Source organism: Serratia sp. BFP-2025 (assembly GCF_050880365.1).
Lineage (GTDB): Bacteria > Pseudomonadota > Gammaproteobacteria > Enterobacterales > Enterobacteriaceae > Serratia > Serratia surfactantfaciens.
In genome coordinates, this window is the sequence record NZ_JBPAFV010000001.1 from 844,169 (window position 1) to 865,081 (window position 20,913).

16 protein-coding genes are annotated in these 20,913 nt (G+C 56.8%); all 16 read left to right on the forward strand.

What is annotated here, in order from left to right:
* Nucleotides 1–11 precede the first annotated feature (11 nt).
* The 16 genes from ACRAWE_RS03845 (at nt 12) to ACRAWE_RS03920 (ending at nt 20,880) form a co-directional block, all read left to right on the forward strand.
* On the forward strand, nt 12–5,798 hold the full coding sequence (locus ACRAWE_RS03845) for an amino acid adenylation domain-containing protein (RefSeq protein WP_432524896.1): 5,787 nt from the start codon (nt 12–14) through the stop codon (nt 5,796–5,798).
* Nucleotide 5,799: 1 nt separating this feature from the next.
* Nucleotides 5,800–6,627: a Cof-type HAD-IIB family hydrolase gene (locus ACRAWE_RS03850; protein ID WP_019453440.1), complete on the forward strand. Its 828-nt coding sequence runs from the start codon at nt 5,800–5,802 to the stop codon at nt 6,625–6,627.
* Nucleotides 6,628–6,733: 106 nt separating this feature from the next.
* On the forward strand, nt 6,734–6,967 hold the full coding sequence (locus ACRAWE_RS03855) for a hypothetical protein (protein WP_019453441.1): 234 nt from the start codon (nt 6,734–6,736) through the stop codon (nt 6,965–6,967).
* A gap of 78 nt (nt 6,968–7,045) precedes the next feature.
* The gene (locus ACRAWE_RS03860) at nt 7,046–7,444 is read left to right on the forward strand and encodes a hypothetical protein (RefSeq protein ID WP_019453442.1); all 399 of its coding nucleotides are present in this window, start codon (nt 7,046–7,048) and stop codon (nt 7,442–7,444) included.
* A gap of 71 nt (nt 7,445–7,515) precedes the next feature.
* The gene (locus tag ACRAWE_RS03865) at nt 7,516–9,015 is read left to right on the forward strand and encodes a PhoPQ-activated protein PqaA family protein (RefSeq protein ID WP_063918618.1); all 1,500 of its coding nucleotides are present in this window, start codon (nt 7,516–7,518) and stop codon (nt 9,013–9,015) included.
* Between the two features lie 181 nt (nt 9,016–9,196).
* On the forward strand, nt 9,197–9,406 hold the full coding sequence (locus ACRAWE_RS03870) for a hypothetical protein (RefSeq protein WP_432524899.1): 210 nt from the start codon (nt 9,197–9,199) through the stop codon (nt 9,404–9,406).
* 268 nt (nt 9,407–9,674) lie between these two features.
* On the forward strand, nt 9,675–10,214 hold the full coding sequence (locus ACRAWE_RS03875) for a fimbrial protein (protein WP_071532816.1): 540 nt from the start codon (nt 9,675–9,677) through the stop codon (nt 10,212–10,214).
* Nucleotides 10,215–10,269: 55 nt separating this feature from the next.
* Entirely contained in the window at nt 10,270–10,953 is a 684-nt protein-coding gene (locus tag ACRAWE_RS03880; RefSeq protein ID WP_025159869.1) for a fimbrial biogenesis chaperone, read from the forward strand.
* Between the two features lie 55 nt (nt 10,954–11,008).
* Nucleotides 11,009–13,591 (forward strand): fimbria/pilus outer membrane usher protein, encoded by a 2,583-nt coding sequence (locus ACRAWE_RS03885; RefSeq protein ID WP_063918617.1) that lies wholly within the window; start codon nt 11,009–11,011, stop codon nt 13,589–13,591.
* Nucleotides 13,592–13,634: 43 nt separating this feature from the next.
* On the forward strand, nt 13,635–14,576 hold the full coding sequence (locus ACRAWE_RS03890) for a fimbrial protein (RefSeq protein WP_025159868.1): 942 nt from the start codon (nt 13,635–13,637) through the stop codon (nt 14,574–14,576).
* Between the two features lie 135 nt (nt 14,577–14,711).
* Nucleotides 14,712–15,071, forward strand: a complete 360-nt coding sequence (locus ACRAWE_RS03895; RefSeq protein ID WP_019453448.1) for a hypothetical protein — start codon at nt 14,712–14,714, stop codon at nt 15,069–15,071.
* Nucleotides 15,072–15,145: 74 nt separating this feature from the next.
* A complete protein-coding gene (locus tag ACRAWE_RS03900) occupies nt 15,146–16,441 on the forward strand; it encodes an HlyD family secretion protein (RefSeq protein ID WP_019453449.1) in 1,296 nt (431 codons plus the stop codon).
* Nucleotides 16,428–18,560, forward strand: coding sequence for a peptidase domain-containing ABC transporter (locus ACRAWE_RS03905; RefSeq protein ID WP_019453450.1), 2,133 nt, complete (start codon nt 16,428–16,430; stop codon nt 18,558–18,560). Before ACRAWE_RS03900 ends, ACRAWE_RS03905 begins: the two co-directional genes overlap by 14 nt.
* 95 nt (nt 18,561–18,655) lie before the next feature.
* Nucleotides 18,656–18,856: a hypothetical protein gene (locus ACRAWE_RS03910; RefSeq protein ID WP_019453451.1), complete on the forward strand. Its 201-nt coding sequence runs from the start codon at nt 18,656–18,658 to the stop codon at nt 18,854–18,856.
* A gap of 77 nt (nt 18,857–18,933) precedes the next feature.
* Nucleotides 18,934–19,332: a type II secretion system pilot lipoprotein GspS gene (gene gspS, locus ACRAWE_RS03915; protein ID WP_432524904.1), complete on the forward strand. Its 399-nt coding sequence runs from the start codon at nt 18,934–18,936 to the stop codon at nt 19,330–19,332.
* A 114-nt stretch (nt 19,333–19,446) separates the two neighbouring features.
* On the forward strand, nt 19,447–20,880 hold the full coding sequence (locus tag ACRAWE_RS03920; RefSeq protein WP_432524906.1) for an EmmdR/YeeO family multidrug/toxin efflux MATE transporter: 1,434 nt from the start codon (nt 19,447–19,449) through the stop codon (nt 20,878–20,880).
* The last annotated feature ends 33 nt before the right edge of the window (nt 20,881–20,913 follow it).

Here is a 20,913-nt window from a genome sequence, read left to right on the forward strand (position 1 = left end):
GAGTGTTTGTCATGGAAGAGATTCCTGTATCACCCTATTCAAACGTTTTTATCGATGAATATGACCGCCATCCAGAGGGTTGCAACTACAACGTATTGGTGCTGCAGCGTATTGAGGGCGCGCTGGATCCCATCAGATTGCAAGCCGCGCTGAATGCGTTGGTGCAAGATCATGTATTGCTGAACAGCCATATTCATGAACAGGATGGCGAGCTGTATTGGCGTCGCAATGACGCAATCTATCCTCTGCAGCATTACACGGACCGCACGCTGTTGACGCAAGTGATTCGCCAGCCTTTCGATATTTATCGCGGGCCTCTTTATCGTTGGGCGCTCTTCGCCGAGGGAGAAGGGCGCTATACCCTGGCGTTGGTCGGCCACCATCTGGTGATTGACGGCGCGTCTTCCGACGAGTTTTTCTCATTGGTAAGCCAGTACTATCGCCAACAGCGGCTGGCGACGCGCATAGAAGCGGCCGAGATCGCCGTCATTAACCGGCAATTGCACCGGGAGGTGGAACAACTGGCCTCCGCAGGGGCGCTGGCGCACTGGCATGCCGAAGCGGCCAATTTGAGTACGCTTGAGGTGCCGTTTGAGCGAAGCGGCGCCGGGCGCGTGGATGAAGCGGGCGAGTTGCGTTTCCAATTTCCCAAAGCGCAATGGAAAGCGCTGAAACAGGCCTCGGGGATACGGCGAATTAATGACTTTCTGGCGCTGCTGGTGTTGTGGGGGATCTTGATGGCGCGCAGCGGCAATCAGGAAACTGTCTATATCAGCTATCCGGTGTCGATAAAGAAGGGGCAAAAATTTGCGCTCGGTGGGCATGTGAACACCAGCGTGCTCCCCGTTTCTTTACGCGATGGCGCGGGTTTTTCCGATGTTTATCGACGCGCTTTGGCATTTATTACCGCCGCGGCGCCGCAATCGCGCCATCGATTTAATCAGCTGCCCACGCAAGAGGTGGTGCGAGCGTTGGGTATTCGCTCATTGCCGATTTCCTTCGCCCAGACCAACTTGCGCGACGAGGCATTGTCGCTGGCCGATTGCGTCACCTCGCCGCTATTCGAAGCCAACCATGATATGGCCAGTGCGACGCTCTCTCTGGAGTACGAGGATCGGGCCGATGGCGACGCGTTGCAGTTTCGTTTGCGCTTTCGCCAGGGCCTGTTTGACGAGGAAGAGATGCGTGACTGCGCGGCGCATTTTATTCGCCTGATGCAACAGGCGATGAGCGCACCTGATGCCCCTTTAAGCCACATCGCCTGCTATCCCGCCGCCGAGCGGTTGCCGCAGAATGACGAAAGCCCCGTGCAACCGAGGGAAACCCTCAGTGCCCGCTTTGAAGCGATCGCGCAGCGGTATCCGGAAAATATCGCGCTGGAGTATGAGGGGCTGCGCGTCAGTTACTGTGAGTTGAACGGCCTGGCGAATAGCCTGGCGAGAGAAATCGTGCTTCGCTATACGTCGCTGACCGGGGCCGCGCCCCAGGTGGACACGCCGATCGCCTTGTACAGCGAGAAAAGCCTGGAAATGGTCGTGGCGCTGCTGGCGGTGCTGAAAACCGGCGCGGCCTACGTGCCGATCTCTTGCCATTATCCTCAGGCGCGCATTCGGCATATTCTTGAGGAAACCCGCTCGGCGTTGCTCATCGCCGGGCAAACTATGCAGACCTCGGCGCAGGCGTTGGCCGCGATGCTGCCGCATCCCCCGTCCGTGCTGACATTGGGCGACCTGAGCCGCCTGCCGCATGAACGGCATAACCTGCCGGTTATCACCGCCGCCGAACGGCTTGGCGCTGTCATTTATACCTCGGGTTCGACGGGAACGCCGAAAGGCGTGATGCTCGAACAACATGCGATGTGCCAATTGGCGACCGCGTCCGGCATCGCGATTACGCCCGAAGATGTGTTGTTGTTCCTGTCCAGCCCCGCGTTTGACGCGGCGACGTTCGAAGTGTGGGGCGCATTGCTCAACGGCGCCAAACTGGTGGTCATCCGTGATACGGAGGATATCGCCGGGGATGTGCCGCAGCTGGAGGCCTTGTTGCGTCGGCAACAGGTGTCGATTCTCTGGGCGACGCGCAGCCTGTTCGATCACCTTTATCTCAGCAATGCCGACCTGTTTTCCGGGCTGCGCTGTTTGCTGGTGGGCGGAGAGGCGCTGACCGCCACGCTGATGCAGCGCTTGGTGCGGCAAACCAACCGACCACAGCAGGTCATCAACGGCTACGGCCCAACCGAATGCACCACGTTCACCACCCTGTATGCCATCGCGGCGGACGAAACCCACAGCAGTATTCCCATCGGCAGAGCGATACCGGGGCGCGAGCTTTATGTGCTGGATCGCTGGCTGCAGCCGCTGCCGCCGGGCTTGGCCGGCGAGCTGTATATCGGCGGTTCGGCGCTGGCGCGCGGCTATCTCAATCAGCCGCAACAAACCCAGACGAGTTTCATCGAACTGAATGGCCGGCGCTTGTATAAAACCGGCGATCGGGTGCGTTGGCTGCGCGACGGTAATCTGGAATATCTCGGCAGAAATGATTGCCAGGTGAAAATCCGCGGATTCAGGATTGAACTCAGCGAGATAGAAAGCGCGATCAATGCCCTGGAGGGCGTCGAGAAATGCGTCGTGGTGGATGTCGTCCATCGGGACAGCAAGCGTCTTGCCGCCTACTTGCTGATGACGCGGGGCGTGGCCCTGGATCCTGCCGAGTTCCGCTCACGGCTCGAGCGCGATTTGCCGGATTATATGGTGCCGTCCAGCTATGTCGAGATCGAGGAGATCCCACTGACGGTTAACGGCAAGTTGGATCGCTCGGCCTTGCCCACGCCGCAATTCGCGCAAAACGAGCGTTATGCCGCGCCGGAGAACCCGCTGGAGGCGCTGATTTGCTCGCTGTGGTCGAGCATTCTCGGCGTGGAGACCGTGGGGGTCGACGACGACTTCTTTCGGTTGGGGGGCGATTCGATCCAAAGCATTGTGTTCACCAGCGAATTGAGCAAGTCGGGTTACCACAGCAACTCGCGCGCGGTGTTCGAAACCAGAAATGCGCGGGCCCTGGCCAAGCGCATTCTGCGGCAGCAAGATGCGGTGACGACGCTAGACGAACAAGGCGAGCTGCAGGGCGAATTCGAACTGCAGCCGATTCAGCATTGGTACAGTGAGCTGGCACCGAAGCGCGACGCCTTCTTCAACCAGACATTTTTGGTGCGGGTACCGTCGATGTCCGCCGAGCAGGTCGCCGATCTGGTGGCCGCGCTGGCGGAGCAGCATGACATGTTGCGCGCGCGTTTTAGCGTCGATGACAACGGCGTCATCGTGTCGCAGCGCTACCTTTCGGCGGCCGATGGCGGCCCTTCATGGGGCTACTATGACCTGGCGCTGTGTCGTCAAAGCCGCGCCGAGCTGCTGCGGCAATGGCAATCGGGGTTTGATCCGGCAGAAGGGCCGATGTGCCGTTTCGTTTATATCTTTGACAGCAGCGCGCCCGGCTATGCCCTGATGTTCTGCGCGTTTCATCATCTGATCGTCGATGTGGTGTCCTGGCGCATCATCGTCAGCGACATGCAGCGGTTGCACCTGGGGGAATCGCTGTCGGCAAAAGGCACCAGCTACCGCCAATGGGGAGAGCGGTTACGGCAATACGCGGCAACGCAGAAAGACCAATGCGCTTACTGGCTGGCGATGATCGCCGGGCAGCCCGATTATGCCCGGCTCGGCAGCGCGGCGCAGCCCCCCGAATTTTGCCGATTCGAGTGCGACGCGGCGTTGACAACGCTGCTGGTGGACACTTGCCATCAGGCCTACAACACCTCGATCCGCGAAGTGCTGTTAGCGGCTCTGGCGCCGGTGCTGCAGGCTTGGCACGGCAGCGCGGACAGTTACCTCACGCTGGAACACCATGGCCGCGATATCAATGACGATAGGGTCCGGCTTGAGGGCACCGTCGGCTGGTTCACCGCCCTGGCGCCGTTGCGCATCACCGCGCACGAGTGCCAAAAAACCACGTTGCGCGCCATCAAGGACACGTTGCGAAAGATGCCCGATCACGGCATCGGTTACTCGGCGCTGAAATACGCTTCAGCGTCGGGCGATGAGGCGCTGGCTTGCCTGCGGCGGCACCGCCTGCCGGCCATTTCATTCAATTATCTCGGGGTGTTCAACGAGCAGGCCGACGACGCGTTATGGGCATTGATCGACCAAACGGCGGATTTGGAAAATGGCGCGATGCCGGTGAGCGGCAACGTATTGGATCTGGTGCTTTATGTTCACGACGATCGGTTGAGCATCGTCATGTCGGGTTTGCTGCCTCATGAAACGCTGTCGCGGATCGGCTCGCACTATGTCGACAGCCTGTCGGCGCTGGTCGAGCACTGTTGCCACGAGGCGAGTAACGGCGTTTGCCTCGCCAGCCCTGGGGACTTCCCCCATGCCGACGTCAGCCTCGCCGAACTGGATCGCTGGCAGCAGAAGCATCGCCTCGCCGCCGTTTTCGAAGCCACGGTGACCCAGCGGGAGCTGATGTATTTCAACCGGCTCAACCGCGAGTATCAGATTGATCAGGCGGTTTATGAAATCTCGGGCCCGTTGCAGCCGGAGGTGCTGAATCAGGCGTGGGCGCTGGCGCTGCAGCGGTTTGAAATGCTGCGTGCCGGGTTTGGCGATCAAACCAGCCGCGGCCGGCCCAACGTCTTCATCTGCGAAACGTTGCAGGCGCCGATCGCGATGGACGATTGGTCGGATGCATCACCGTCCTCTCTGGAAGAAAGGATGGAGGCGCTGTTGACCCGGGAGAGGGAAACGTCGTTTGAATTGGATGCGCCGCCGTTGATTCGCTGGCGCCTCATCAGGCTGAACGCGGATGAGCATTATCTGGTGCAGACCTTTAACCATATTTTGTTTGACGGCTGGTCGCTGGGGGTGTTGTTCGGCCAGTGGTTCAACGATTACCTCGCCCTATTGGCGGGCAGGGTGCCGGCGCTGGAGATTAACCGCTTCGAACCTTTTGCCGCCTATGTGCGAACGCACGGCAATGACCCCGAAGCGCGGGCCTTCTGGGCGGACTATCTGCAGGGTGCACCGGTCAATCAACGCTTGCCGTTGGCTGCCGCACCGGCTATCGCGCCGCAGGGGCGCCGGATGCGTCAGCATTGCGATGAATTCTCCAGCGCGCAGATGGCGCGCCTCACCGCATTTTGTCGGCGACAGGGGATCACCGTCAACCAGCTGACGCAGCTGGCCTGGATGCTGGCGCTGGCCGAAGCGTTGGCTTGCGATGACATCGCGATCGGCACGACCATGAGCGAGCGCCCTGCCGACATTGAGCAGGTGCAGACGCTGTTTGGCCTGTGCGTCGCGAGCCCGGTGCTGCGGCTGCAGGCAATCCGTCAACGGCCGATTTATGCACTGCTGGATGACATCGCGGATTCACAAACTTTCAGGCAGAAGTACGCCTTTTCCGAACTGAATCGTTACGACGAGAATTGGGTGCCTACCTCGCCGTTCGGCAGCCTGTTCGTGTTTGAAAACATGCCGAAACCGGCGTTGGATCCGCGGCTGCCGTTTCACTGTCGCGTGATGGACATCGTCAGCGGCAGCAATCACCAAACGGTGCTGTGTCTGTTCCCCGAGGCAGAACGGCTCGCCATTTCACTGTTTTATGATTCCCACGAGATCGCTCGGGAAACCATCGACGAATTAGGCCGACGTTTTCTGATTATCGCGCTCGCAATCGCCAATCTTCCGCCCGACAGCGACATCAGCGCTGAGGACGGGATTATCCAGGCTGAGGAGGCATGATATGTGGCTGGCCATCGACGGCAAAATTAAATACCGGGCGATCGTGAGCGATCTTGACGGCACTTTGCTCGATCCTTCGGGAAATTTATCCGATCTGACGGTGGAAACGCTCAATATTTTACACCGCCGGGGGCTGGAAATCGTCATCGCGACGGGGCGCTGCGATGCCGATGCGCGTGGGATCGTGGACGGGTTGGGGTTCTCGCCGGTGATTGTTTCCTGCAACGGCGCGATGGTCAACATCGAAGGGCAGACGGTGGCGGATAAAAACTATTTTTTGCCGGTGGAGCTGCAAGCGGGGTTGATCGACTTTTTATTCGCCAGCCCGTTCCACGTGACCCTGTTCACCCGGGAGGGGTGGATGATGACCGAAGAGAATCCGCTTTTCTCTGACTATGTCAAAACGTCGGGCGTCGCCTGCCGCTATGTCGAGCCTGCGGCCATGAAGCGGCAGCAGATATTAAAAGTGCTGGTGCATGGCGATGCGGCGCAGATCGAGACGCTGTTCGACGAGGTCAGTCTGGCGTTTGGAAAAACGCTGTCCATCTGTAAGTCCTCCACGGAAACGATAGACATCATGGATAAGCATGTTTCCAAGGCCAGAAGCGTGGCCGACTATTTGAATTCCAAACAGATAGCGATGCGCGATTGCCTGTCTTTCGGCGATGCCATGAACGATCTGGATATGCTGCGCTGGGCCGGGACGGGCGTGGTGATGGGCAATGCCATGAGCGAATTGAAACACGCTCTGCCGTTGAATCCGGTTGCGCTGCCCAACAGCCGCAATGGCGTCGCAGATTATCTCTGTCGTGAATTCGGTCTGTTCTGACGTTTTCACCGGGTGCGTTTTATTGGCGGAAAAAAGGAGGTGAACAGACAGTGAGGGTCTCATTTTCTTAAAACGGAACACTTTCGATTAATGCAAAGGAGCAAGTATGAAAGAACTGACTGAAGCAGAAGTCATGGCGGTTTCCGGTGCGGGCATCGCTTCCGACGCCGGCAAAATCCTGGGTACCGGCATTGGCGCCATCGTGGATGCCGGCACCGGTCTTTTCGGTATCCATGCGGATGCGGCAAACGCCGGTGCAAAACTCGGTGAAGGCATTGGCGCCGTCATCGATGCCGGGATTAGCGCGTTCTCGCAGTTGTTCGGCCGCAAATCCTCTTAAGCCTCTAATGAAAAGTGCCCGCAAGGGCACTTTTAAATCAACCGCGAGCGCGGCATAGAGAACGGGGCGGGAGGATGAATGGCGAATAAAATCATGCTGATTATGGTAATCAACCTTTTTGTGGCGGTGGCATTGGCGGTGTTTAACGTCATCTATATCCAAAAGAAGATGGATATCCGCTACCCCAGTGACACTACTCCCTTTCAGGTCGCGGAGAAAGCGCAGGCCAGAATCGTCTCCATGAGACAGACCTCGGTATTCTTAAACAACAATCCCGTGGTGGCGTTCACGTTGGAAATCAATGCCAGGAGCAGGCAGTTCACCTTGACGGATCATCGCGAGGTGGTGCTCTACGTCGCCATGAGTCGTTATCAGGAAAACAGCATTTACAGCGTGCTGTTGGGAGAAAACGAGAAAGACGTGGCGTTCGAAAAGGACAGCTTCGGCTATCCGATATTATTTCATCGTGCTTCATAAGGCCGCTGATGCCTGTTTGCCGCTTCGCCAGCCTGGAGGGGCGAAGCAACGTCAACCATCGTGAGGGAAACATGTTAAAAATATCCGCTTACATGATCTTGGTTTGGCTGGCGCTGGCCGTCTGCCGGTACGCTGCGGCCAACGAGGAAGACATCTGCTTTGCGGGTGAGTCCCCATCGCTACAGACGGTCATACCTTGCTATAACCAGCAGTTGGCCACGCTGCCTCTGTCATTTTCATTAAAAAGCGTGGATAGCGGTCATGACACGGAAATTCGTCATTATCGGCTGATGTCGCAATCCTGGTCGCCGCAAGACGCCATCCGGCCGACGCAATGGTGGCACGACGTGGACATTTATATTCCCAACGGCGCTCTCACCCGTAAAGCGCTGCTGGTGATGGACGATGACTGTGCGTGCAGCGCTGCCGGACCGAAAGCGACAGGTAATCAGAAAGCGGCGTTTTCCGCCGAGGCGTTGGCGGCGCAGAGCAAAACGGTGGTGGTGGTGGTCAATCGGCTGCCTTACCCGTACCTGGAATACCAGAATGAGGGGCGCCGCCGTTCAGGAGAGGAGAGCCGAGCCAGAGGGTGGCGATTGTTCCTGGACGATGCGGATGAATATTTGATGATGCCGCTGCATATCCCGATGACGGCGGCGCTGTCACAAGCCATGACGCTGGCGCAGCGCGAGTTGCGCCAATGGGGGATCGACAAATTTATCGTCGCGGGCGTGGCTGACGGAGGAACCGCGGCCATGCTGGCGGCGCGTTCAGATCAACGCATCGATGCTGTGGTTGCCATTTTCCCTGATGGGATCGCGGCGCGGCAAGTGATGAAGCATACCTATCGCACGTATGGCGGGCGTTGGCCTTTGGCGTTCCATCCTTATTATCAACTTGGCATCGATCGGCGCATAGAGACCCCGGCGTTTGACAAGCTGATGCAAATTGAGGATCCCACCGCATACCCCTTGCCGGTTGGGCGCGAGCGGCCGCCGGTGCCGAAGTACCTCATCATCGCCGGCGGCGACGAGCGTTATCCGCCCGACAGCACGCGATTTTATTTGCATAAACTGCCGGGGGAAATCTCGCTGCGAGCCATCGCCGACGGCGATCGCGCGGTAAGCCGGCAGGCCGCCGAACGCGCTGTTCTGGCTCTGGTGAATCGTCGACAGCGTGATATTGCGTTACCGACGATCGAGGTACAGAGCAGCGCCTCAGAGGCTGCATTGCGCACGCTGCGCTTTTCCGAACCGCCGGTCAGGGTGTCGCGTTGGACGGCGCATAACCGCGCGGCCCGAGATTTTCGTTACTCGTGCGGCGTGCGTTTTACTTCGGCGCCGCTGGCGGCCGCGGGGGAGAACCTCGGCGAATTTCGGCTGGTTACCCCTGCGCAGGGATGGGCGGCCACCTTTATCGAAGCCGAGTTCAGCGATGGCTATATCGCGACCTCGCCGGTATTTATCACGCCTGACGATCGCTATCCGATCGCCGCGCCGGCAGGCGATGGCCTGGCGTGTGAAACTTTACCGGGCAGAGGGCTCGGCGAGGATTATCGTCATGACGATTAATCACGCTAAAAAATAAGGTGGAGAGGGGGCAAATTATGCGTTGAGCCTGGAACGTGCGGATATGCCGCTTAATTAGCCTACATCAGAGGGGAACCGTTTTCTATTGCCGGTGCCTTCTGTTTACATCATTATTGCGCTGATTTTATCGTCAGCGCTTTTATATTTTATGAAGTGCCGGTAAATGCCCATTCTCATGGCACCACATCTTCTTATCTTTGCTTTTCTGCTCCCGAAATTTGCTCTGTCGCTGAAGCGTGATCCCCCTTTGCAAGATACAAATGCCGCTGGCATCTGGCCTGCTTGGGATATTTTTACTTTTTATGACGGCGCCTGTTATTTTCGCTTGTCGTCTGAGGTGGAAATGAGTGGATTAGCTCGTGCGATAGCGTGAAGGTTGGGTGAAAATAATTCTCTGTTCGCCCAGGTTAATGAGTCGAGAAACATCGTTTTTTTGGTTTTTTTAAAATAAAAATAAGAATGATGCCAATTCGATTTGGGGTAATTGTCTTTTCTCATTCTTACATTGATTTTATGTATTGCTAAAGAGGGAAAGCCAAGCATAATTAACTGTGAAAGGGGCGGAGCTCCTATTCTCCTTGTCACGGGGTAGCCGTGATGGGGATATTTTGCAGTTTATCTAATCAAAAGGAGAAGTACCCATGATGGAAAAAAAAGTGATTGTGTTGGCATTGGTTGCGGCGACTTTTTCGAGTGCTCTACCGGCCCTGGCGGCAGACGGGCAGGTTAATTTTACCGGGAATATTGTTGATGCCGCATGCAAGGTCACAAATGACTTGAGTAATCCATTAAATGTTGTTCTGGGCGACGTGGCCCGAACGGCATTTGCGGGTGGCAAGGGATCCACGTCCTCGGCGACTAAATTTACGCTGGAAGTGACGGATTGTCCTGATACGGTGAAAAGCGCTACCGTTAAGTTCGACGGTGCGGCCGACAATGGCGACAGCAACGTATTGCAGCTGACCCAGGAAACGGATGTCGCCACGGGCGTTGGCATCCAGCTGTCTGATATTTCTAACAATGTTCTTCCGCTTTACACCGCCTCAACGGCCTATCCGCTGGCCTCCGGCAGCGGCGTGAAAAACAACCTTGATTTTACCGCGCGTTATATTTCTACGCTTGCGGATGTGACTGCCGGTAAAGCCAACGGTGTCGCCACCTTCACGCTGAATTACAACTGATAATATTTTCTTGCCCGCTGGTTTCCAGCGGGCCGTATTGCCTGGAGATAATATTATGCGGTTTAGTCGCTGCAGTGCCCTGGCGGGCTTCGTTTTCTTATTGTTTTTTTCCACGGCTCAGGCCGGTGTGGTTGTCGGCGGAACGCGAGTGATTTTCAACGGCGAAAAAAAAGAGGCGTCAATCAGCGTCGATAACCCGGACAGCGAGCCTTATTTGATTCAGTCCTGGTTGGATAATCAACAGAGCGGCGTCGATAAGATTGCATTTATCATTACGCCGCCTTTATTCCGCCTGGATGGTCACCAGGAGAATATGTTGCGCATCGTGCGTGTTGGTGATGACTTGCCGAAGGATAAAGAGAGCCTGTATTGGATGAATATAAAATCCATTCCTTCGACAGAACATACGGCCAAATCTAACACGTTGCAGATCGCGGTGAAAACGCGCATCAAACTTATTTATCGCCCCGCGGCGTTGCTCAAACAGGTTCCCGAGGATGTGGCTCAACAGTTGACGTGGCAACGCGTCGGCAAGGAATTAAAACTGACCAATCCCACGCCTTATTATATGAACTTTCATTATGTTCGCATCGGTGGGCGTGAAATGAAAGAGGTGACCTATATCGCGCCGATGAGCAGCGAAATGTTTTCAGTGCCGGTTTCCGGCGCATCGTCGGTCAGCTGGAAATTAATTAATGACTATGGCGGCACCGGTAAGGAGCATCAGTCAGGTATTTAACCGCCTGGGGAAGGGCCACAGCAGGAAATAACAAATTCAATAATGGAGCTAATGAATGATAACGCACAAGCGTATGTTAGCGAAGCGGGATGCTTGGCTGAAACGCGTAGTCTTATTCACGGCAACCACGGCGGTATGCGGCAATATGGCCAATCCTGCCTTTTCTCGTGACTACTTTAATCCGGCGTTGCTGGAAACGGGGCGTTCGGGCCAACAGCATATCGACCTGTCGGTTTTTGAAAACGGCAACCAGGTGCCCGGCAAGTACCGGGTGGATATTTGGGTGAATGACATGCTGATGGAGACGCGTGAAGTTCGTTTTGTCATCAAGCCCGGCGGCGACGATAAAGCGGGTTTGCAACCTTGCCTGACGAAGGAGGATCTGCAGCGGCTCGGCGTGAAAGTCGAGCGATTTCCCGCGTTGAACCGCGCTGAAGAGTGCGTGAATTTGGCCGCTATTCCGCAGGCCACGGCGCAATTTCAATTTAACCGCCAGCGGTTGATGCTGAGTATTCCCCAGGCGGCGTTGGAAAATCGGATACGCGGCTATGTGCCGCCCGAACTGTGGGACGAAGGGATGCCGGCGATGCTGCTCAACTATGGCTTCACCGGCAGCAACAGCAAGGGGCGCGATCGTTTTACCCAGAGCGCCAGCAGCTACTACCTCAACCTGCGGCCAGGCTTCAATCTGGGCGCCTGGCGGGTGCGAAATTATACCACCTGGAGCTACAACAGCGGCGGCGGAGGGCAGCCGTCTGAAGATCGCTGGGATACTGTCTATACCTACGCCCAGCGCAATATCATCAGGCTGAAGAGTTTGCTGACGCTCGGTGAAAGCAGCAGCCCGTCCGATGTGTTCGACAGCGTGTCGTTTCGCGGTGCGCAGTTGGCGTCCGATGACGATATGTTGCCGGAAAGCCTGCGCGGCTATGCGCCGGTGGTGCGCGGCATCGCACGCAGCAACGCGCAAGTGGTGATTCGCCAAAACGGCTATGTCATCTACCAGAGCTACGTCGCGCCGGGTGCGTTCGAGATTTCCGACATGTATCCGACCGGTGGCAGCGGCGATTTGGACGTGACTATCAAAGAGGCGGACGGCAGCGAACAGCATATGACCGTTCCCTTTGCCAGCTTGCCGGTATTGCAACGCGAAGGACGCCTGAAATACTCGCTGACGTCGGGCCAATACCGCACCTACGATCACAGCGTGGAGAAAAAGATCTTCACGCAGGCCAGCCTGATTTATGGCTTGCCGGCCGGCTTCACGCTCTATGGCGGTGGACAATTCGCCGGTCCGTACCAATCGCTGGCATTGGGAGCAGGTAAAAACCTGGGGGAGTTCGGCGCCCTGTCGGTGGACGTGACTCAGGCCTGGGCAAAACAGGAACACCAAGCGAAAAGCGATGGCCAGTCGTGGCGCGTGCGCTACAGCAAAAACATCGTTGAAACCGGCACCAACTTCGCCATTGCCGGCTATCGCTATTCGACCAGCGGATATTACGGGCTGCAGGAAGTGCTGGATACCTATCGCGGCGGCAACCGCTACGCCCCGATAGATCGCCGCAAGAACCGCGCCGAGATTACACTCAGCCAGAATTTATGGCAGGGGGCCGGTTCGCTGTCACTCAGCGCGGTCAGCGAAGATTACTGGAACTCCGAGCGCAGCATGCAGTCGCTGGGGGCGGGTTACAACAATAGCTGGAATGGCATCAGCTACGGCTTTAACTACAGCTACAACCGCAATTCTCAGGCTATTTACGGTGATTCAAACCGAGGGCAGCGGCGTATTTACGATCGCGACCAGCTGTTTGCCTTCAATATCAGCGTGCCATTGGAGAAATGGTTGAGCAATACCTACGCCACTTACAGCCTCAATACCAGCCAAAAGGGCAACACCAGCCATACGGCGGGGCTCAACGGCACGGCGCTGGCCGGCAATAACCTCAACTGGAGCGTGCAGGAAGGGTATGGCAATCAGGGCCAGGGCAACAGCGGCAATGCGAATCTTGACTGGCGCGCGACTTACGGCGAAGTCGTCGCGGGGTACGCCTACGATCGCAGCCAGCAGCGCGTCAACTATGGGGTGAAAGGCGGGGTGATCGCTCACGAAGACGGCGTCACCTTTGGCCAGCCTTTTGGCGAGACGGCGGCGCTGGTGACGGCGGCCGGCGCCAGCGATGTGGCGGTCGGCAACCAGGTCGGGGTGAAAACCGACTGGCGCGGCTACGCGATCGTTCCTTACGCCACGCCTTATCGCAACAACTCGATTCGTCTTGATGTGGAAAGTTTACCGGATGATGTCGATCTGGCGTTGACCAATCAGTCGGTCATTCCGACCCGCGGTGCGGTGAGCCGGGCGAACTTCAAGGCTAACGTCGGCAACAGGATCTTGATGAGAGTCACGGATCCGCATGGGGTTCCTCTCCCTCTGGGCGCCAGCGTACGCGATGCCGGGCATTCGGCGCAGCCGTTCCTGATTGGCGGCGATGGGTTGGTTTATCTGTCCGGCATGGCGGAGCAAGGCCGGCTCATCGTGCAGTGGGGGAGAAATGCCGAGCATCAATGCCGCATCAGTTATCAACTGCCGGCGGAGAAACCCGCAGCAGGGATCCAAACCCTCAATGGAGTTTGCCAATAAGTCTCGCTCGGTATCCATCATGACTTGTTAAGTGAGAGTGAAAATGAACGTTTTTCTCAGGATATTCCGTTACGGCGCCCTGCTGTGGCTGGCAACGCTAACGACGTTGGCCTATGCCGGCACCTGTAGCACAAATGCAAAAACCATCCGCATGGGGTTGCTGACCCTGGCCGTGGATCCGCGTATTGAAATCGGCGAGCAGTTGGCTGTTCGTACGGAAAACAGTATCAGTGGCACCACGTTTTCTTTTCTTTGTTCGGGCTCGGTCGCCTATCGCTCCATGTCGCCGCTGACGCCGAGTGCGCTGCCCGGCGTGTTTGAAACGGGCATTGACGGCGTAGGGGTGACGATTTCAGACCTGTGGCAGAGCAATAAGAACGTGCCTTTCAATACGGCGATTTCGCCCAATCTGCTGACGCCGTGGATCAACCGCAACGATGTCAGGCTGACGTTCATCAAAACCGGCCCGATAAAAACCGGCGGCGATATGGGGGGGAAGATTATCGCCAGATATTATCTGGACTCGACCTCGGTATTGGATTTGAGCATTTCCGGCATGAAGGTCATTCAGAAAAGTTGCCTGGTTGATTTGAATTATAAAAATCAGACGGTGAATTTAGGCAGCCCAAAACGCAGCGAGTTTAACGGGGTCGGCAGCAGCGCGGTTTCTTCGGAACGCAACTTCTTCGTGGTCTTGCAATGCCAGGAAGACAATATTCCGGTGCAGGTGACGTTTGAAGCGGCGGGAAGTTCTCCGGGCGTAGGCATGATCGATATTGCCGACGGCTCCGATGCGGCAAAGGGCGTTGCTGTAGAAGTCTTGGACGAGAACCGTAATCCGATCGCTTTTTCCCGGCCGATTAACTATCACACCGCTGCAGAAAAAGAGATCAGAATTCCCTTAATGGCGCGATATAAGCAAACGGGAGACATTAGCCCCGGACAGGCCGATGCGGTGATGACATTCACGATTACGCAGAATTAAGGGAGCCTCATCAAAATATAATGTCGTTTTTTCCCGCGACATTATTGGTGGCATCCGGCGCTGCAGGCCGATGCCAATGCAATGACAACACGCATGTATGGCGGTGTTTGTCCGTTTAAATATGGAGATTAACCTATGAAAGAACTGTCTGTTATCGAAATGAATGAAGTGTCAGGCGCCTACTCCTGGGATATGAGCAATGGACTGGCCGGCCTGATTGGCAGCGCCGTCGCGAATGCCGCGGAAGCCGTTTCGTCGGTCGCTTTGGGCGCCTCCGTCGGCAGCATGGCGGGCGCCGTTATCGGCGGTAAGCACGGCGGTGACGGCGGCGGCCTGCTGGGCGTCGGTTCCATTGGCCAGGGCGTCGGCATGGTGGCCGGCGGCATCCTGGGCGGGGTAGCCAGCGGCGTAGCCGCCGCCGTTATCGGCTGGGATACCACCCTGGAATACTCCAAAAAAGGCCTCGATGGGCTGATTAACGGCACCATCAGCTAAATCAATATCGTTGTCCAAGGCCGCAGCATTTTCGCTGCGGCTGTCTCTCGGTCAGGCATGCGCAGGCTCTTCCTATGAGTGAAAATAAGAGCAGAAATATTTTCCGCCAGGAGGCGGTTAATTATCAACGTCAAAGATGGACCGGCAGAGCGCTGTTAATTTCCGGTGCGTCGAGCTATGTGATTGCCGTTACGTGCTTTATTTTTATTCTTATTTTAGCGGGCGCGCTCTATTTCTGTGAGTATACGCGCAGGGTCGATGTCGAGGGCGAGGTGATCAGCATTCCGCATTCGACCAACGTTTTCTCCTCTCAATATGGCTACGTGAATCGATCTTTTCATCAGGCCGGTGATGTGGTGGAAAAAGACGAACCGCTATACGTCATTGATGTGTCGCGCAGCACGGCCTCAGGCAATGTCAGCCATATCGCCGCCAGTGAAATCAACAAACAGATTGGCAATCTGGATTCGATTATCAGCAAGCTGAATAAAAACAAAGACGCCATGCTGGATAACCTGAGAAAACAGATCAATAGCTATGAGTTAGCGTATAAAGAAACGGAAAAACTTAATCTCAATGCCCGAGACGGCATGGAAAAAATGAGGGAGAGTTTAAAAAACTATGAGCATTACCTGACCAAAGGATTGATTACCAAGGATCAGTTGAACTATCAGCGTTCGCTCTTTCAGCAACAGCAGAGCTCCTATCAGGCGCTCAACAGCCAAAAGATTCAGCAGAATATCCAGCTGTCGCAGTTGCGCAGCGATCTGCTTATTCGCGCCGCCGATTACGACAATCAAATTTCGCAAAGCGAATCGCAACGCAGCGAATTGCAACGTCAATTGGCGGAATCCAATGCTGGCGACCAGGTGATCATCAAAGCGCCCCTGAAAGGGAAAATCGAGTCTCTGAGCGTGACCGCCGGGCAGGTGGTCGAGAGCGGCAGCAGCCTGGCGCAGATCAAGCCGATTGAAAACATCAAATATTACCTGGTGTTGTGGCTGCCGAATAACAGTTTGCCCTACGTAAAAATCGGCGATGGCATCAACATTCGCTACGAAGCTTTTCCCTCGGACAAATTCGGTCAGTTCCCGGGGCGAATTGAGTCGATCTCCTCTGTTCCGGCTTCGCCGCAGGAGATGTCGGAATACAGCAGCGGCAATAAAAGGGAGAGGAACGCCTACTACAAAGTGTTGGCGTCCATTAGCGATACGCAATTCAGCGACAAAGGAAAATATCTGGAAATCAGCAGCGGGCTGCAGGCCAGAGTGATTGTCTTTCTGGATAAGAAACCGCTTTATCAATGGGCGGTAGCGCCTTTGTATGACATAAAAAACAGCGTGGTGGGGAGAGTCGATGAAGGATCATAATCTCTTTGAACGGATCAACGAGAAGTTAATCTTCTCTCTGCGCAAACGGGTGCCGAGCATCTTGCAGTCGGAGTCATCTGAATGCGGCCTGGCGTGCCTCGCCATGATTTCATCCTATTACGGGTTTAATGTGGACATGCTGAGCCTGCGGCAGCGATTCGGCATCTCCACCCAAGGCGCGACCCTGGGTACCATTTCACAAATCGCCTCGCAGATTCAGCTCAAGACGCGCGCGCTGTCATTGGACATCGATGAAGTCAACCAGTTGAAAACGCCCTGCGTATTGCATTGGAACATGAACCATTTCGTGGTGCTGGTGAAGGTTCGCCGCGCCAGCTTTGTGATCCACGATCCCGCCTTCGGGCGCAGAGTGATCGGCCTGCAAGAGATGTCGAATCATTTTACCGGCATTGCGCTGGAGCTGTGGCCCGACAGGGCGTTTCAGAAAGAGACGCTAAAGACCCGCTTGCGCCTGCTGGATTTGATGAAAAACATCGAGGGGCTGCCGGGGACGCTGCTCAAGATTTTTGCGTTATCTATCGTCATTGAGTCGGTCAACCTGCTGCTGCCCGTGGGGACCCAACTGGTGACCGACCATGTCATTCAGGCGCACGACTACAGTTTGCTGACGGTCATTTGTTTGGGGCTGATCTTCTTCACCCTGTTTCGCGCCGTGGTCAGTATTGCCAGAGCCTGGATTTCCATCGTACTGGGGACGCTGACCGACATTCAGTGGAAGACAACGCTGTTCGAGCATCTGTTAAAGCTGCCGCTGGATTTTTTCGAGAAACGGCACCTGGGGGATATTCAATCGCGATTTTCCTCGTTGGATGCGATCAGAACCACCTTTACCAATAATATCGTCAGCGGGATCATCGACGGCATCATGACGGTTGGCCTGTTCGTGATGATGATGGTCTACGGCGGATGGCTGGTCTGGGTTGTGTCAGGCTTCACCTTGGTCTATATCCTCATCAGGATGATGACTTACCGAACCTACCGCCAATTCTCGGAAGAACAAATCGTCAAGGCGGCCAAGGCCAATTCCCATTTCATGGAGACGCTGTACGGCGTCTCTACGGTCAAAGCGCTCGGCATCAAGGACACGCGCTCCAGCTATTGGCTCAATTTGAACGTCGATGCAGCCAATACCAATATCAAAATCACCCGATTCAATATGATGTTCGGCGGGATCAACACCTTCATCACCACGCTCGATCAGGTGGCGATACTTTGGCTCGGTGCCATGATGGTCATCGACAACTCGATGACGCTCGGCATGTTTATGGCGTTCAACGCCTACCGCGGCCAATTCTCGCAGCGGGCTTCCAACCTGATCGATCTGGCGATCGGGCTGCGCATGCTGTCGCTGCATAATGAGAGGATATCCGACATTGTGTTTACCGATGCGGAGCCGGAATCCGCGCCGCGGCAGATATTTCAACCGGGCAAGGGCGTTGCCGTCGAGGTTAAAAACCTCACCTATCAATATGACGCGCTGTCCCGGCCGATATTTAAAGACCTGGACATGTGCATTGCGGCCGGTGAAAGCGTGGCCGTGGTGGGGGTCTCCGGCGCCGGGAAGACCACGTTGCTGAAGGTGATGTGCGGCCTGCTCAGCCCGACCTCAGGCCAAATATTGGCCGACTCTATGGATATCCATAAAGTGGGGGTGAATAACTACCGTAATGCGATCGCCTGCGTGCTGCAGGACGACCGGCTGTTCTCCGGCTCCATCGCGGAAAACATCAGCGGTTTCGAGGTCAATGCCGATAAGGCGTTGATTGTCGCTTGTGCGGTGCACAGCAACATTCACGATGAAATCATGCAGATGCCGATGGGCTACGAAACCCTGATTGGCGAGTTGGGGAACGGCATCTCCGGCGGGCAAAAACAACGCTTATTTATTGCGCGTGCGCTCTACCGGCGGCCGAGCGTGCTGTTTATGGATGAAGCGACCAGCCATCTGGACGTTGAGAATGAATTGGCGATCAACCGGGCGATATCTTCATTGAATATCACGCGCGTGATTGTCGCCCACAGAAAGTCGACGATCGACTCGGCAGATAGGGTAGTGGTGCTGGGGGCGGCGAGCGGTGACCCGGCGAGCAACGGCTGACCTACGCAGGGCAACGCAGGCTGTCCCCGCGGCCGAAATCGCGGTAAAATGCAGCAGTTGATCTTATCGCACGCCATCAGGCCGTTGTATCCGTTATGAAAATGCGTAAACCGCGCCGTCCGCCCGGGCGGTGGATCTATTACATCCTGCATGAAGACATGCTGTGGCCCTGCCCGGTCAAGTGGGAGTGGGAGAGTGGCTATAACGCCTGGCTGCCGTTTTACTATTCCCCCACGCTGGAATTCGTTGCCGGCAACCCCGCCCGCGCCACCAAGGTCAGCAACGGTCGGCGCTGAGCGTGCCGCTCGCCTTGCCGCCCGGCATCTGCTCGCCTAAGATCATCACATCATCTACCGCTTTTCCGGGGGCTTTCATGTCTACTCTGTTTCGCACTTCTCTTTGCGGCGCGGTGGCGTTGCTGCTGCTTGCGGGTTGCCAGCAGACGGCGCATAAGCCGGCGCCGCCGCTGCAGGCGCAGTTGGATCATATCGCTTCGATGCTCGCCGGCGGGCACTTTCTGCGTGTGGACTGCGGGCGCAGCGAGGTGCCGGACGACGTGAAACTGCAGCGCACCGCGATGCGTGCGGCGCAGCATCGCGGCTGGGATACGCATGCGGCCGGGTATCGGCAGTTACCGGCGCTCACTCAGGCGCGTTACCTGACCCTGCAACATGATAATCAACTGCTGACGGAAAAATGCGCCGCGCTCAGCCGCAGCACGGCGCGCTTTATCGCGGCGGCGCAGGCCGATCAGGAAGACTACATGGAGTAGCGTTGCCGTCCCCCTTTCGGGCGCTCGTCATGGGCGCCCAAAAATTCTTTGCAGGATAACGATTTATCGCTCATCATTTGAAATGATGTTTCACTTTTACCCATCGAGCCCATCTTGAACCTGTATGCCGCCCTGCGTCAGCGCGTGGAAAATACGCCCTGGTATGCCAAACGGAAAAGTTACCGCGTACTGTTTTGGCGCGAGATCACGCCGCTGGCGGTGCCAATCTTTCTGGAAAACGCCTGTGTTTTGCTGATGGGGGTGCTGAGCACCTTTCTGGTGAGCTGGCTCGGTAAAGAGGCGATGGCCGGGGTGGGGCTGGCAGACAGCTTCAACATGGTGATCATCGCCTTTTTTGCCGCGGTGGATCTCGGCACTACCGTGGTGGTGGCCTTCAGCCTCGGCAAGCGCGATCGCCGGCGGGCGCGGGCCGCGGCGCGCCAGTCGCTGGTGCTGATGACCGCCGTGGCGCTGTTGCTGGCGGCGGGCATTCATCTGGCGGGCGAGCAGATCATCGATGTGATCGCCGGTGCGGCCTCGCCGGAAGTGAAAGCGTTGGCGCTCTCTTACCTGCAAACCACGGTGTGGAGCTACCCGGCGGCGGCGATTGCGCTGATCGGCAGCGGCGCGCTGCGCGGCGCGGGCAACACCAAGATCCCGCTGCTGATCAACGGCGGCATGAATATCCTCAATATCATCATCAGCAGCATCCTGATCTACGGCATGCTGGGTTGGCACGGTCTGGGCTTCGTCGGCGCCGGGCTGGGGCTGACGATTTCCCGCTATATCGGCACGATCGCCATCCTCTATGTGCTGGCGATCGGTTTTAACCCGGCGCTGCACATCACGCTGAAAAGCTATTTCACACCGCTGAAAATGAGCATCCTGTGGGAAGTGCTGGGGATCGGCATTCCCGCCAGCGTCGAATCGGTGTTGTTCAACGGCGGCAAGCTGTTGACGCAGATGTTCGTCGCCGGCATGGGCACCAACGTGATCGCCGGTAACTTCATCGCCTTCTCCATCGCTTCACTGATCAACTTGCCGGGCAACGCCCTGGGATCGGCCTCGACCATCATCGTCGGCCGGCGGCTCGGCAAAGGCGAGATAGGTCAGGCGGAGCGGCAGCTGCGCCATATTTTCTGGCTTTCGACCCTCGGGCTGACCGCCATCGCCTGGGGCACGGCGCCGCTGGCTGGGGTGTTCGCCGCGTTTTACACCTCGCAGGATGATGTGAAAACGGTGGTGAAAACCCTGATCTGGCTAAACGCCGCCTTTATGCCGATCTGGGCCGCCTCCTGGGTATTGCCCGCCGGGCTGAAAGGCGCGCGCGACGCCCGCTTTGCCATGTGGGTGACGATGCTCGGCATGTGGGGCTGCCGCGTGGTGGCCGGCTATGTGCTGGGCATTGAGCTGGGCATGGGCGTGGTGGGCGTCTGGTTGGGGATGTTCCTCGATTGGGCGGTGCGCGGCGCCTTGTTCTACTGGCGCATGGTCAGCGGGCGCTGGCTGTGGAAATATCCGCGCGTGCGGCGCACGGACGCCGGCTAATCTTGCCTGCGCGCAGCCTGCCGGCGCCCTGAG

Bases quoted from the DNA above. Each gene is read 5' to 3' on its own strand.
- gspS (WP_432524904.1), top strand. From the start codon at position 18,934: ATGTCTACTCTGTTTCGCACTTCTCTTTGCGGCGCGGTGGCGTTGCTG.
- ACRAWE_RS03865 (WP_063918618.1), top strand. From the start codon at position 7,516: ATGTTAAAAATATCCGCTTACATGATCTTGGTTTGGCTGGCGCTGGCC.
- ACRAWE_RS03850 (WP_019453440.1), top strand. From the start codon at position 5,800: ATGTGGCTGGCCATCGACGGCAAAATTAAATACCGGGCGATCGTGAGC.
- ACRAWE_RS03885 (WP_063918617.1), top strand. From the start codon at position 11,009: ATGATAACGCACAAGCGTATGTTAGCGAAGCGGGATGCTTGGCTGAAA.
- ACRAWE_RS03845 (WP_432524896.1), top strand. From the start codon at position 12: ATGGAAGAGATTCCTGTATCACCCTATTCAAACGTTTTTATCGATGAA.
- ACRAWE_RS03875 (WP_071532816.1), top strand. From the start codon at position 9,675: ATGATGGAAAAAAAAGTGATTGTGTTGGCATTGGTTGCGGCGACTTTT.
- ACRAWE_RS03855 (WP_019453441.1), top strand. From the start codon at position 6,734: ATGAAAGAACTGACTGAAGCAGAAGTCATGGCGGTTTCCGGTGCGGGC.
- ACRAWE_RS03905 (WP_019453450.1), top strand. From the start codon at position 16,428: ATGAAGGATCATAATCTCTTTGAACGGATCAACGAGAAGTTAATCTTC.
- ACRAWE_RS03895 (WP_019453448.1), top strand. From the start codon at position 14,712: ATGAAAGAACTGTCTGTTATCGAAATGAATGAAGTGTCAGGCGCCTAC.
- ACRAWE_RS03890 (WP_025159868.1), top strand. From the start codon at position 13,635: ATGAACGTTTTTCTCAGGATATTCCGTTACGGCGCCCTGCTGTGGCTG.
- ACRAWE_RS03870 (WP_432524899.1), top strand. From the start codon at position 9,197: ATGCCCATTCTCATGGCACCACATCTTCTTATCTTTGCTTTTCTGCTC.
- ACRAWE_RS03880 (WP_025159869.1), top strand. From the start codon at position 10,270: ATGCGGTTTAGTCGCTGCAGTGCCCTGGCGGGCTTCGTTTTCTTATTG.
- ACRAWE_RS03860 (WP_019453442.1), top strand. From the start codon at position 7,046: ATGGCGAATAAAATCATGCTGATTATGGTAATCAACCTTTTTGTGGCG.
- ACRAWE_RS03900 (WP_019453449.1), top strand. From the start codon at position 15,146: ATGAGTGAAAATAAGAGCAGAAATATTTTCCGCCAGGAGGCGGTTAAT.
- ACRAWE_RS03910 (WP_019453451.1), top strand. From the start codon at position 18,656: ATGAAAATGCGTAAACCGCGCCGTCCGCCCGGGCGGTGGATCTATTAC.